This window comes from Microcoleus sp. CAWBG27, from assembly GCF_020883145.1.
GTDB lineage: Bacteria > Cyanobacteriota > Cyanobacteriia > Cyanobacteriales > Microcoleaceae > Microcoleus.
On the sequence record NZ_JAHREU010000112.1, the window covers coordinates 1 to 12,912 of the forward strand.

At 45.6% G+C, this 12,912-nt stretch carries 13 protein-coding genes; 11 read left to right on the top strand and 2 right to left on the bottom strand.

The features are described 5' to 3' along the window. Positions 1-151: 151 nt before the first annotated feature. The 7 genes from QZ938_RS31570 (at position 152) to QZ938_RS31600 (ending at position 5,167) form a co-directional block, all read left to right on the top strand. Positions 152-442, top strand: a complete 291-nt coding sequence (locus QZ938_RS31570) for a hypothetical protein (RefSeq protein ID WP_293356131.1) — start codon at positions 152-154, stop codon at positions 440-442. A gap of 17 nt (positions 443-459) precedes the next feature. Beyond that, the gene (locus tag QZ938_RS31575; protein ID WP_293356134.1) at positions 460-666 is read left to right on the top strand and encodes a hypothetical protein; all 207 of its coding nucleotides are present in this window, start codon (positions 460-462) and stop codon (positions 664-666) included. A gap of 329 nt (positions 667-995) precedes the next feature. After that, entirely contained in the window at positions 996-1,280 is a 285-nt protein-coding gene (locus QZ938_RS31580; RefSeq protein ID WP_293356137.1) for a hypothetical protein, read from the top strand. 76 nt (positions 1,281-1,356) lie between these two features. Further along, the gene (locus QZ938_RS31585; protein ID WP_293356140.1) at positions 1,357-2,124 is read left to right on the top strand and encodes a hypothetical protein; all 768 of its coding nucleotides are present in this window, start codon (positions 1,357-1,359) and stop codon (positions 2,122-2,124) included. A gap of 429 nt (positions 2,125-2,553) precedes the next feature. Then, on the top strand, positions 2,554-3,027 hold the full coding sequence (locus tag QZ938_RS31590) for a hypothetical protein (protein WP_293356143.1): 474 nt from the start codon (positions 2,554-2,556) through the stop codon (positions 3,025-3,027). Further along, entirely contained in the window at positions 3,027-4,922 is a 1,896-nt protein-coding gene (locus QZ938_RS31595) for a hypothetical protein (protein WP_293356146.1), read from the top strand. Before QZ938_RS31590 ends, QZ938_RS31595 begins: the two co-directional genes overlap by 1 nt. Positions 4,923-4,927: 5 nt before the next feature. After that, positions 4,928-5,167, top strand: a complete 240-nt coding sequence (locus QZ938_RS31600; protein WP_293356149.1) for a hypothetical protein — start codon at positions 4,928-4,930, stop codon at positions 5,165-5,167. A 1,744-nt stretch (positions 5,168-6,911) separates the two neighbouring features. On the opposite strand, the gene QZ938_RS31605 is transcribed toward QZ938_RS31600, so the two are convergent. Then, positions 6,912-7,925 carry a transposase gene (locus QZ938_RS31605; RefSeq protein ID WP_293356152.1) on the bottom strand — a complete coding sequence of 338 codons (1,014 nt, stop codon included), beginning with the start codon at positions 7,923-7,925 and terminating at the stop codon, positions 6,912-6,914. A 390-nt stretch (positions 7,926-8,315) separates the two neighbouring features. Here QZ938_RS31605 and QZ938_RS31610 point away from each other — a divergent pair, with 390 nt between their 5' ends. From QZ938_RS31610 to QZ938_RS31625, 4 genes are all read left to right on the top strand, one after another. Next, entirely contained in the window at positions 8,316-8,555 is a 240-nt protein-coding gene (locus tag QZ938_RS31610) for a hypothetical protein (protein ID WP_293356155.1), read from the top strand. 7 nt (positions 8,556-8,562) lie between these two features. After that, positions 8,563-8,784, top strand: coding sequence for a hypothetical protein (locus tag QZ938_RS31615; RefSeq protein WP_293356158.1), 222 nt, complete (start codon positions 8,563-8,565; stop codon positions 8,782-8,784). An 821-nt stretch (positions 8,785-9,605) separates the two neighbouring features. Further along, positions 9,606-10,391, top strand: a complete 786-nt coding sequence (locus QZ938_RS31620) for a ParA family protein (protein WP_293356161.1) — start codon at positions 9,606-9,608, stop codon at positions 10,389-10,391. Next, the gene (locus QZ938_RS31625) at positions 10,388-10,993 is read left to right on the top strand and encodes a hypothetical protein (protein ID WP_293356164.1); all 606 of its coding nucleotides are present in this window, start codon (positions 10,388-10,390) and stop codon (positions 10,991-10,993) included. Before QZ938_RS31620 ends, QZ938_RS31625 begins: the two co-directional genes overlap by 4 nt. Positions 10,994-11,678: 685 nt before the next feature. On the opposite strand, the gene QZ938_RS31630 is transcribed toward QZ938_RS31625, so the two are convergent. Beyond that, positions 11,679-12,629: a tyrosine-type recombinase/integrase gene (locus QZ938_RS31630; protein ID WP_293356167.1), complete on the bottom strand. Its 951-nt coding sequence runs from the start codon at positions 12,627-12,629 to the stop codon at positions 11,679-11,681. Between the last annotated feature and the right edge of the window lie 283 nt (positions 12,630-12,912).

Consider the following 12,912-nt stretch of genomic DNA (forward strand, 5'->3'; position numbering starts at 1 on the left):
TTGGATGCAACTTTCAACAGTAACATCGGGTAGATTAAGCAGTCTGTCAAGATGAAGATCCATACGGTAGAAATCAATTAGTAGTATCTCATTATACACTTTTCACCAAAAAGCCAGAAGAGCCGCTAAACCAGCAGTTAGCGATAGTTTTTTGGTTGAAATTACACGACCTGAAATTAGCAGTAATTTGATGCTAAAACAGCAAATAGTCAGCGGTAATCTGACGCTAAAACAGCAAATAGTCAGCGGTAATCTGACGCTAAAACAGCCAAAAACAAGTGGTAATGTGACGCTAAAACAGCCAAAAACAAGTGGTAATGTGACGCTAAAACAGCCGACAATGAGCAGTAACTTGAGGCTAAGACAGCCGACAACAAGCAGTGACTTAAGTCAACAGTTCATCCACTTTTTGATGCCTCCTGTGAAAAATAGCAACCAATAAAAAATGAGGTAAGAACTATGTCTGACAAACTCTCCGCAATTTGTGCGTCACTCCTGTTTGCAGCCATTCCCGTAATGCTGGTTTATTTGGTCAAGTCTTCTTACCACGACGGTTACAAGCAAGCCGTAAAAGATTTACCTCCGACGGTAGTTCGAGGCGACCAGAATATCGACAACAGCACAAACAACAACTATCAATTCGCACCGTCATTGGGAGGCAAGTAAGCACGATATTTGGCTGTTTCGTCCCTGTCAAAAAACTTACTGAGTGTGAATTACCGACTCGCAAGACAATCAATACTGAGGGATTTATTAAATTGCTTTTTTGACAAACTCGCAACACCAACACCAAACCCAACCAAATCAAATCAAACAGCACCAGTTATTGCAATACAGCTTACTTAGGATAGTCCGAACAGAGAAACGAAGCAATCTCCATATCTAGTTTCCATAGGGTTTTACTCCCACGCCTGCCTTAAGTAAACGGTATTGAGTTAAAGTGGCTGCAATTCAATAACCTGTACTGAAACCCGTACTGAAAACCGAGCCAAAAAATGTTCGACACCATTGCAAGAATATTGCCAACAAATCTCCTGAATTCAATCCACGATGCCACCTTTGACGAACTGAAACATCGGGGCGAAATCCTTCAGAAAACGGAAGAGAATGGTACCTACGAATACAAGCAGGGATTGACCGTAAAAATCGTTCGCAGCAGGCAATGCAGGTGGAAAGTCTGCGAAAACGGCCGCCAAATAGAAAGCGCCATTTGCTTCGACAAAAATGAAGCTTTTTCCCAAGCAATAAAGTGGTGCGATTGGTATCTGTCCGGCTCTTGAATTCCTACCCCGTTCTCAAAGCCGCGATCGAGCAAACAGCACAAAGAGAAGGAATGTAAAGTAAAGGAGAAAAACCGTGAATGCAATTGTCAAATACACGGGCGGTGGAGCCATCGCACCAGCCCTAGTCGGAAAGGTTAAAGCATTTGATACCGCACCTTCCATGTTAACCACTTTTCAAGGATACTACGGCTTTGATCCGTCAGCCTTTGCCGGGATGTCCGAAGAAGAATTGGGGGCATTCGTAGATTCTGTTGAGAAAATCAAGCTGCTGGTTGACAACCTCGACAAATTAGAAAAACACGTCAACGACTACATCGACGGCGTTGTCAAATACAACGAATTTGTAGCCCGCTGCGTCAAATCAGGCGCTAAGGGCATGGAGACGATCGACAAAGCTACCCTCGACGTATTCTTGGCATGGAAAGGCTGGCAAAACAACACAAAAATGCTGGCTAAAGATTCGGACGTTGCAGTCAGGTTGCTCGACCAAGAATTAACCGATTACAGCGACTTAGCAGAATACGATCTCACCACTTCCCTCAAGGTAATGGCCAATCGATTGAAGCGGAGGAAAGAAGCTTTAGATAAAAAACCCGAACAGGAAGAAGCTAATTTTTCCGCACAACAAGAAACCAAAGAAGCAAGAAGCGAAGAAAAACGCAGGTTTAAAGATTTGATCGCTTACGGTTCGAGGGGAAAATACGCCCTGCCGCCGTCATCCTCTCCCCAACTGATTCCCTCAAGCAATACCGGTACGGCAACCGCTGTACGTAGCAGCGAAGGTGCTAGCTGGATTAAAAAATGGGGCGGCAAAGCTTTTGACTTTTTCTCAGGAAAATAACCATAGGGAAACAAGCACAGGGAATTCAATAATTGATAATTAATAATGGATAATTGACAATTGCATCTCCTCAAAAGAAAAAGATTAAAAATTAGAAATATTTGTTTTAATTTCTCTCATTTAAAGGAGAGGTTTTAGACCAAACTAATTAGGACTTGCTGAAAAAATGTACGTAGTGGAAACACAAGGCTACACAGCTTAAAAAATAGTAGGTTCATTGCTGAATTCCCAAATGCAAGCCAGAAATTAACAACTTTCATTGCAAGGGTTTTGAGCCTCTACAATCCTCTAACTTGCACTCATTCAATCAAAAAAAGCTTAAACCCCTTATCTCACAAGCTTCCTACTTTTATTCAGCAAGCCCTAATTAATTATCAATTATCAATTATCAATTGTCAATTATCCATTGATAACCATAGGGAAATAACCATGCAGTTGCCACCATTTCTCATCCCCAAACCTCAAAATCCTCCCGCACCGACGGAGAGCGCGCAACCGCAAGCAATCGTAAAAGAGTCAAATCGAACGAAATTTCTCAGAGACTTAAGCAGCCTTTGCGGTCACTGTTTTTGGTTTTTCTGCGGTGTGTCAATCGCTCACTTATCCAGGATTGTATCGGCTCCTATCGTGCTAATAGCATCGATTTTATTGGCTGCGTTTTTGATGGGAGTGAAGCCGGAGAATCCGACAACTTACGCCCTTTCAATGCGGCGGATTAGCGGGTTGCTGGCAATCCTGGGATCTGCCGTCGCATTTTGGGATAGCGCGTGGTTGCTGGCCACGAAGCCTTTAGGAGTAACTTTCGGATTGATGCCGCTGTGGCAGGTGGGAGCATTTATCGGCTTTTCGGTCTTATTGAACTTGGCTTGGACGAAGTTTAACAAAAAACGGGGGGCGAGCTAATGAAAATCGCGATCGCCACTTTGATTGTCGGTGTCGGTTGTGGCGGGTTGAGCTTGTTCGGCTACTTCGACGCGCACGCCAGCTATTGCGACGGCATTACAAATCCCTGCACCCCCGTTGTAGTCTCGGGTACGCGCTATCCCAAGACTGCCAAGTTCGTCAAGGAGCACCGGGGAACCGGGTTGGTGCGAGTGCTGGCCGGTGCTGCCGCCGCCGCCAGCTTCGGTGCCGGTTATTTCGCATCGAGCGCCGGAGCGCAGCGCTCCCGAAAAATAGATGAACTTGCCGCCGCAGAAGAAGCGAGACAGAAGCAATTAGAAGCAACTACCAGCGATATTTTGGATGAAGAAGAAATCCAGAAAACGGCGATCGCCTCTGATTTGAGAGTTAAGGATTTCAAGCGCGAACTTTACGACGGCTACAACACGCTCTATTTGGAAAAAAACCCCGAATTGCTGGAAGCTTTGACAGCCGCAGAGTCAAAGCCTGTTGCAGAATCAATGCCTGTTGCAGGGGCCTTGCCTGTTGCAGAGTCAAACCCGAGTGAAATTGAATCAAAGTCGAAGGATGAAACCCAAGCATCACAAAACAGCAATCAATTATTGGGCGTAGAACTACCAATAACTCCAAATGATGGAGTTAAATTCTTTGATTGGAAACAGTTCCGCGATTCCCCAGGGATGTTCCCCCACATTAGAGGAGTTGCGCCCACAAACGGTGGAAAAACCACGCTATTTGATTGGTTGATGGATGTGATGCCATCCCAGAGAAAAACAGTAATCACCATCAAACGCAAACCGCATCAATGGACTGGATTAGAGGTAATTGGAGTTCCAGAGAATTATAATGCTATTCGCAAAACTTTGGAAACTTTGCAGTCTGAAAGAATCCGCCGTACTGCATTGATGGCAGAGGGGATTGGTTCCCCAATGTGGAATGTGGGCATTGATGAATGGAGAGCGATTAGCAAGAATATCAAAGCGATTGTCGATCGCAAAATCAAGCAAATCGTATCGCCTTCTGCCAAACAGATTATGGGCGATATGATTACTCTAGCCCGCGAAACCAACATCCGCATCTTTGCTCTGGCTCAGGGACGGCAGGTGGTAACGTGGGGATTAGAGGATGAGAGCGATTTAGCGGAGTGTTTTTGCAGCATTTATATGGGCAAGTTTGCTGTCGAAGAATGCGAATCCTACCGCAACAAATATCCCAAGGATTCGGAACAATATGCCAAATACCAACAAGTGCGAGATTACTTGGAATCGTTGGGGAATAGAGCGGCATGGATTAGCTGCGAATTGGGAGAATTCCCGGCAATCGTACCCGATTTGAGCGAATGGAAGCGAGAGCTTCCGAAACCGCCATCTCAAACAGAAACTTCCGTCAATGCTGAAACAGTTCAAACAACTGAATTGGCAACCCCTCAGGAAATTGAAGAATCCCAAAAACTGTGGGAATTAGCCAAGAAACGACTGATTGAATCCTGGAATGAGGATTTGAATGCGGGTGAAGTTACTGCACCAGATGATACTTTTACTTCATCCCCTAATGAAGCCGAAAAAGTAACGGGTGAAGCTGGTGAAGTATTACCTTACTTGGATTCCAGCACTACTTCACTACTTCCCGAAGCAGAGCGCTCGAAGGCGTTGACGAGGGTGATGGCGTTACTGAGCAATCGGGGAAGTAGCGAAGTAGAGCGAGTTAGTGAAGTGATTGCACTGTTGAACGCTCAACCAGATAAGGCACTTTGGTTGGGTTTAAAAATCCTCAAGTTGGGAGTGACTGCAACTAGCAGGGATGTTTTTTGCTGCGGTACGGGAGGTAAGGCATTTGGGAAAGCTAAACATTGGTACGATTTGCTCGAATCAACTTTTGGAAAAATACTGGAGTAACTGATATGAAATTACCTAAATTACCCTGGCAGAAATCGGATAACAAAGACGAGATTTTAGAACTTTACCGCTTTGCGTTATCAGCCTACGCAGACCCAGCTAATTGGAGCGATATTAGCTGCTACGGACACTTGAAACCGAGAAGGTGGAAAGGTGGAGGAGACGGCCCCGATTTGGCACGACAAACTTTGCAACAAGCTGAGAAGAATGGCGTTAAAAAGCGAGAATTGGAGAAACTATCGTGAAAGTAACAGGTAAGAACCGCAAACCCATTTATGGTGAGACTAAAGAAGCATTTATGCAAAAATAGGAGCTAAATAACTGGCCTTCATAAGAAGAAATAGCGATACTTTTTAATCCCTGTTGTTGCGTATAATTCAACCGTAATACAGGCAAAAGTACGCTCTCCTGACTCTCGTTGTTGCGCTGATAGTTGGCTCTGTATTTGGAACGATACTCAAACCAGATTTTGCAGCAATTGCCGTGGGTGGCATCGCGGCGGGATTAGTGCTTGCGATCGGCAGGCAGTAACGTAAAATTAGATGGGATAATTGGAATGTCGTTAGTTTTGCAGCGGCGACTTATCCCCCGATTGATGGGGGTTTTCTGTTGTTATGATTTTGGTTTTTTAGCGCGGGTTGTGCGTTCCAATGTAGCGAATTAAGCTGTATTTTGAGTGTGCCGTTTCGATTCGATATTGAGATATCAAAACGAATAGCGGGAGCAAATGCGGCTGCTGTACGTATGGATCCGTTAGCGCTTGCCGATTCGTTAGCGCTTGCCAAGAAAGATCGCACTTGTGGGTTCGAGCGCACTTGCCAAGAAAGATCGCACTGATGGATTCGTTAGCACTTGCGGGTTCGAGCGCATTTGCGGGTTCGAGCGCACTTGAGGGTTCGAGCGCACTTATGGATTTGTTAGCACTTGCGGGTTCGAGCGCACTTGAGGGTTCGAGCGCACTTATGGATTTGTTAGCACTTGCGGGCTCGAGCGCACTTGCCAAGAAAGATCGCACTTGCCAAGAAAGATCGATGAAGCGGGTTCGATCGCCCTCCGTAAAAAACAACCTCACAACCGAACAGCTTCATGAGGCATTTAATTAGTTGGCGGCCGTCAAAAACAGCAAAAATACCCCAATTTTTAAGTCCCGGAAGGCGATCGAAAAACTGCGATTTCGATGCCCCCAGTATTAGATAATTGAAACAGCAAACAACAGCTTCAAGCGGAGTGTGTAGGGACGGAAAGTTTCGGCTCCATCCCCAGGGCCAGCATTCGCCCGAATCCCGATCGAGCGGCAAAGCCTGCCCGTTTTTCCTGCCAGTCCCAGGTAGCAAAAAACTCCTGTATTCCTTGCAGAGCAGGAGTTTTATTCTTTGTTAACTTATGTAACCGAAACGCTCCTAAAGCGTGCAAAGTAGGGACAAAGTACGGACGAAGTGCACTCGAAGTACGGGCAAAGTACGGACGAATTACGGTCAAAATGAAACCGATCTTTTTCGTCGCGTTTCGGCCGTACTTCGAGTGTACTTGCTCCACGTTTCGCCCGTACTTCGTCCTGCTATTGCCCTGAAAAACAGCGATTTTTTTGAGCGACACGTCGGTATAATTTAGCACGAAAAGTTATCAGTATTGTGCGAATATTCGATAGATTTTGTGCGGTTTGTTGAAAATATTGTACGAATGTTCGATAGATTTTGTGCGGTTTGTTGAAAATATTGTACGGATGTTCGAGAGGTTTTTTGCAATTTCCCCGTCAGGTCGATCGAATGTCTGCGGCTTGGATGAACCGGGCTTCTCTACCAAGAATTTGTGTAAACTACCCGCCACTAAGCTAACGTTGTAGTGGGGGCTTTTGGTAGCTCTTGAGCGATTGTACAAGACAACAACTCAGAACCTCTAGGACGGCTTACACTCGCCCCCAATAATGCAATCATCTTCGAGCCATTTTCGTCGGCATCACCAATCCAACCACAGACTTGATAGCTGCACTTAAATTTCTTCTCGTTTCTGACACCGATATGCTTGCCAACAATGGCAACTTTGGCTCGTATAGGCTGGATTGACGGCAACTACCTCAATCCCTTCGGAGATTCCTTTGTATTCGAGAAACGTTCTTAACTGATGAAAAGCCCAAGAATTAGACCTTCTTCTTTCAGTCTTGTTTCTGGGTTGAGAGTTAGTCCGTTCGCGAATCCCTGTTAAATCTTCGATTGAAACAAAGGATTGAGTCTGTTTGGCCTCATTAATAATCGCTTTTGAGATATTATGGTTAAGCCAGGTTTGGTATCTTCTTTCGCGCCCCGATAACCGTTTCAAAATCTGTCTAGCTCTACGTCTAGATGATCTCGTGCCCTGAGATGCTTTTTTTTGTAAAGAAGCCCGAACACGGCTATACTTATCTCTAGTTTTTTGAATTTCCTTACCTGACCACGATTTACCTGTGCTGGTTACAGCTAGATCGCGCCTGCCGAAATCGACACCAATTACGTTAGTTGTTTTTTGAGGTTTCGGAGTTTCCGATTTGAGCTGAATGTGGACGTACCAGCAATTATCTTTATGCAAACAAACTTGAGCCGAAGTAGGATTATGACCTGTTAGCTTGCCCTTATGGTAGTTACTAGCTCTCAAAGGAACTGTTAACCGCTTGAGAGTGGTAGAAATGCTCACCGTCCAATTTGACTCAACCAAACGAAAAGTCCTAGCATCACAATCAAAGCTAGTAGGCTTAAAGTTCTTGACCTTTTTTCCTTTCTGTTTTGCCGTTAGACGATTGGCTGCTACTCTGGCACAAGCTCTAACAACATGGTTAGCTGTTAGTCCAAACTGTTCTTTCACATCTTTGTAACAGACAGCTTGGATTGAGTTTCTGTTAGTTAGGTTAGGATTAATATTTTGATTGATCCAGTTACAAGCTGACGCAAAAGCATAAGCTGTCTCGGACAACAATTCTTGTTGTTCGATACTAGCTTGAAGCTTTACAACTAAAGTCAGGACTTGTTCCATCTCACCAAAAAACTCACTATTATGAGTATAACTTAATTATTGCCGTTGTGCTGTCGCACGTTTATACTGGTTGCAATTCCTCTCGCCGCTAAACTTCGTTATAGCGGGAGCCTCCTTGCAACATTAAGGTGAATTGTGCGGTTCATTCACGATCGCATCCCTCCAGTGCGGACAAAATCGACTCTACATCAGTCAGATCTGCCGATGATTTCTTGCGCCGCCCCTTCAGTTGATTGAGCAAGTCGGCCGCGTCCACTTTTTCCAAGGTCGGAAAATCGACGGCGCTAACCTCTCTTCGCTTGCAGGCTTCAACAATCAATAGGTTTAGAATGACAGCAAACCTGTCAACAAGTTTAGAATGGTGGTAAAAGAAACTTGTTGACAGGTTTTATGACTGACAAACCGAAGGGCGGTCGGGGAAAGAAAGCGCCCTACGAAACCAAACAGATGAGAATACCCCAACCGATCGCAGCCCAAGTAGAAACCCTGTGTTCGCAATACCAGGATTTTATTTCTGATGGGGGCGACCCGGCCGAGCCCCCTTTCTTCCTGGGAAAACTAGAAACAACCGAACCGCCAGCAGCACCTTGTTTGCCCGATTTGTACGCTGAAGCGAGATGCGACTATTAAGGAGTGGATGCTAGAGCGCCGACTCGAAAGACGCGAGCGCTTTTTTGCTTTTGCCGGTGCCCTGATTGACGAAATTTCAAAACTAGACCCGAATTACACGCTGGTGCAGCGCCTGCAATCCGACCTCAAACAAGAACGGGAATGGTCGGCCGCGACGCAAGGAAGAATAGGTGAGGAATGGCGCAAGCGAGTTGAACTAGAGAAAAAACTTGGGCTCAGGAAATACTAGAAGCTAAGCTTTACCGCCCCGCACCGCGTCATAAGGTCGTGGTTGGGGTTCATTTGAGCCCCGCACCGCAACCTATGCTCAGCAAAAGTTTTAAGTGCTACGAAAGCGGTAGGTGACAGCGGGGCTATTTCTGGGGCTATTTCTGGGGCTATTTCTGGGGCTATTTCTGGCCGTCTCGACGCGATCCCATCTCCGCTTACTTGCGAATTTTCAGAATTTACTAAATTAATACTTTACTAAAATTAGCTTTTTAGCTTTTTATTAAAGTATTAAAGTATTAAAGTATTAAAGTATTAAAGTATTAAAGTATTAATTTAGTATTTTGGTATTTTGGTAAGTTAGGGCTGGCTGAAAAAGTGTACGCAGTGGAAAAACGAGGCTGCACAGCTTAAAAAATAGTAAGTTTAAGTACCCAGTCAAAATTAATTACACATAGCAATCCTCATATAACAAGGCTTTGAGCCTGCTCCGACGGGTAATTTATTGTGTGTGACTGCTTATTGCTTGCATTCCCAAATGCAAGCCAGAAACTAACAACTTTCATTACAAGGGTTTTGAGCCTCTATAATCCTCTAACCAGCACTTTCTCAAGCCCAAAAAGCTTAAATCCCTTATCTGGCAAGCTTTCTAGTCTTATTCAGCAAGTCCTGAATTAGTAAGTCCTAATTTAGTAAATTAGTAAATTAGTAAATTAGTAAATTAGTAACTAACCTTATTATTTAAATTTAAACTAATAAAAAGCTAATTTTAATGAATTAGCTATTGACTAATTTCGTTTTTTAGATAACGATCTATATAGAAAACCCCACGTCCCTAAAGCCATGATTGCAGTCGCCATCGCGTCCCTGTCCGGGGGGCAGGGCAAGACAACCGCATCTCTATTCCTCAGCCGCCTCCTAGCGAGCCGGGGCTATCCCACACTGGCCATCGACGCCGACCCCCAACACAACCTGACCACCTACCTGGGGCTAGAACTGCAACCCAACCAGCCCACATTGCTAGAAGTTCTCAAAAAATCCGTACCCATCGAAGACGGCATCTATCCAATCGAAGGAAGCGACAACTTGTTTCTAATTCCCTCCGACGACGGACTAGACGCCGCCGCCGACTACCTATCCAGCAGCGGCGTCGGCGCTACCCTATTGCTGCGCCGCCTCGAACCAGTTGCCGAAGCCTTCAAATTTTGTATCATTGACGCACCCCCACAGCGCTCGCAGATTTGCCTGACCGCAATCGGTGCAGCCGACACCGTAATCCTGCCCGCCGAAGCCTCCGTCAAAGGGTACGGTTCCCTAGTGCGGACACTCGACCTGCTCAACTCCATGAGAGATGTCAAAGCAACCAACGCCACCGTACTCGGAGTGCTGCCCTTCCGCGACCGCTGGATTGGCAACACTCAAACCCTAGAAAGTCGCCTGGCCGTTGAAGGAATGAAAGACGAAGTTGAAAACGAATTAATTCTCCCTTCAATCCGAGAATCCGAACAGTACAAAAAAGCCATTAACAAACGCCAAACCCTCAGCGAATTAGGACATCCCGACTTAGAATATCCCTTTGAAATACTGCTCGCTAAAATCGAGTCTCTTTTACAACAAAAAGTACAATGAGTGACAGCATCCTCGACCAAATTCGCTCCAATCGCAAGCGAACCATTGTTCCAAGCAGAGAAGATACTTTAATTTCCCCAAAACAGGAAAGCGAACAAATTGCCCAACAGTCAACTATGGAGAACGAAGCTTCAAACAAAACTTTAGCGAACGCAACTTCAAACGAAACTTCGGTGGCTAACGCAACTTCAAACAAAACTTCGACGGCTAACGCAACTTCAAACAAAACTACGACAGCGAACGAAGCTTCAAACAAAACTTCGACGAACGAAGCTTTAAACAAAACTTCGACGAACGAAGCTTCAAACGAAACCACTAATTCCAATTCAACCATAGAAGAGTTAAAAGCAGAACTCGCGAAAATTCCGCCAACTCGCCGCCATTCTGCCGTTGTTTTAGATGCAGAAATAGATGCTAACTTGACAAGATTTTGCAAAGAAAAAGGAGTGACCGTAGAAGTATTTTTAGAAGCTGCATGGCTGCAAGCAGAAGCTTCATCCGAGCTGATGGAAAAAATCTTAGTAGAAGCCAAGTACCGCTACGATTCCAGAAAACTTGCTGGGAAGTTGAGGCGGCTGATTACAATGCTATCTGGGCGTTGATAGGGAATAAATCTTAATCGCTGATTCTGGAGGACTACTTAGGACTTTTAGGGAGTAACTGCGGGAGCATGACGAGCTCCATCGGTTGTGTTACCATCAAAACTAATCAAACATTAAAAGAACGAGTTTTTGATGGTGAGTGTTGCCCCTATTCCTGGGATGGTTGCATAAGTAGGTAGGCGGGATTAAACCGAATAATGTAATAGTATGTAAATAGGCTTAAGTCAGCCAGTTGAGAGCATTTGGACACTTTACATCGTTTATATAGTTGCGTTTGAAAGCGCCGACTTACTTAAGTCCTAAATAAATTGCCACAGCAATTTCCAGGTTTATGGAGTACGGTTGCAAGGGTTGGTCAACCATTTTGGTAAGTGCTTGGGATTAAGGTGTTCTCTATTTGCCTGGAATCTGCTGTATAAGTTTCATCCAAACCTCACGGGATGCGTGAAACTCAAACACAAAGCGTGCTGAGAGGGAAGCAACTCGGAGGATTTTAATCCCCGTTGTATTTTCAGGATATAGCAGTCCTAGATGTGTGTCTTATCCACTTTGTATCAATCTTATAGCCTTTCTCAAAAAGATGAGGTATGATTGACTGCTTATATAACCGCTTAAAGAAAGAGGGCTGAAGCCCAACAACATACCTCACCTATCTGATAACCGCTATATATAGTTTTAAAAAGCGCTAAAACTCCAAATGCTCCACGGCCCGCCGCTTAGTTTCCTCCCCACGCCTGTCATACTTTGCCGTAGTTACCGGAGAAGCATGACCCGCCAACTTTTGCACCGTAACAATATCCACCCCAGCATCAAGGAGGTCCGAACAAAACGTGCGCCGGAAATCGTGGGGACTAAAAGACTCCACCCCAGCGAGGAACGCCCGCCGCTGTACAATCTTCAACACACCATCCTCCGTCATCCGCCGACACTGAATTTCTCCCCCCTTCCGAATCGGGTACAACAGAGGCCCCGGAGCCTCTCCCCTCAACTCCAGCCACTCGGACACCAAAACGCAAGCAGACTCCGGCAGGTAAACCGTCCTGTCTTTCTTACCCTTACCCTCTCGGACGAATAGCGCTCTCGTGGATGGGTTGAAATCTCGCCTCAACAGATTGACTGCTTCACCGCGACGGATGCCACCCCCGCGCAAGATAGCAATCAGCGCCTTATCCCTAACATCAATAGGAGTCTTACCAGAGCAGCTTTCCATCAACGCAGCAATCTCAGAGAGCGTTAGCGCCCGCCCCCTCACTTTTCCCGATTGCTTGATACTCCTGACATCCACCGCCTTACTGTAATCTATTGGGTCGATTAAATCCAACCGCAGAGCTTCCTTCAACACCCGTCGCAGGGCGCACAGCATTTGGTTCACCGTCGCCGGGGCGTACTTTTTCTCCAGGGCCGAGCGTAGAGCCGCAGTATGTTTGTAGCGCAAGGCCGCCCAATTCAACGTCATGGCGTCACACGAGGAGCTCGTCAGCATTCGGGCCATGATATTGAGTCCTTCTCTCATGGTTGCCTTTGACCGTTCGCTCCCCAAACTGTCGAGGTACACTGCTGCTGGATGCTGAGTCAGGGGGACCGGACAGCGCAAATTCAAGGTTGAGGGCTGTTGCTCTCCGAGTAAGTCGAGCATTTACTCTTTCAAAGTGCTGTTATAAATACTAGATCTTACGCCTTTAACGGCGCAAAATATCGATCGATTTGGCTCTTATTTCGTGAGTCCTCACCCTCCGGGAGCGAACTCGTGTGTTCTTTATAGAACCCATTTGAGATCTTTTGACGATCGCCCTTCAGCCCACATTCCGCAGATATTCGATCGGATTTAATTTTCAAACAAATCATAATTTTCAAAACCTGAGATGGTTGCTATGCAATCATTTGAGGTTTTTTAAGGTATAATGATTTGTCGCCGTGCA

Excerpts from the sequence above, each read along its gene's own strand:
- QZ938_RS31625 (WP_293356164.1), top strand. The coding sequence starts at position 10,388 with ATGAGTGACAGCATCCTCGACCAAATTCGCTCCAATCGCAAGCGAACC.
- QZ938_RS31580 (WP_293356137.1), top strand. The coding sequence starts at position 996 with ATGTTCGACACCATTGCAAGAATATTGCCAACAAATCTCCTGAATTCA.
- QZ938_RS31630 (WP_293356167.1), bottom strand. The coding sequence starts at position 12,629 with ATGCTCGACTTACTCGGAGAGCAACAGCCCTCAACCTTGAATTTGCGC.
- QZ938_RS31620 (WP_293356161.1), top strand. The coding sequence starts at position 9,606 with ATGATTGCAGTCGCCATCGCGTCCCTGTCCGGGGGGCAGGGCAAGACA.
- QZ938_RS31575 (WP_293356134.1), top strand. The coding sequence starts at position 460 with ATGTCTGACAAACTCTCCGCAATTTGTGCGTCACTCCTGTTTGCAGCC.
- QZ938_RS31590 (WP_293356143.1), top strand. The coding sequence starts at position 2,554 with ATGCAGTTGCCACCATTTCTCATCCCCAAACCTCAAAATCCTCCCGCA.
- QZ938_RS31595 (WP_293356146.1), top strand. The coding sequence starts at position 3,027 with ATGAAAATCGCGATCGCCACTTTGATTGTCGGTGTCGGTTGTGGCGGG.
- QZ938_RS31600 (WP_293356149.1), top strand. The coding sequence starts at position 4,928 with ATGAAATTACCTAAATTACCCTGGCAGAAATCGGATAACAAAGACGAG.
- QZ938_RS31615 (WP_293356158.1), top strand. The coding sequence starts at position 8,563 with ATGCTAGAGCGCCGACTCGAAAGACGCGAGCGCTTTTTTGCTTTTGCC.
- QZ938_RS31605 (WP_293356152.1), bottom strand. The coding sequence starts at position 7,925 with ATGGAACAAGTCCTGACTTTAGTTGTAAAGCTTCAAGCTAGTATCGAA.
- QZ938_RS31610 (WP_293356155.1), top strand. The coding sequence starts at position 8,316 with ATGACTGACAAACCGAAGGGCGGTCGGGGAAAGAAAGCGCCCTACGAA.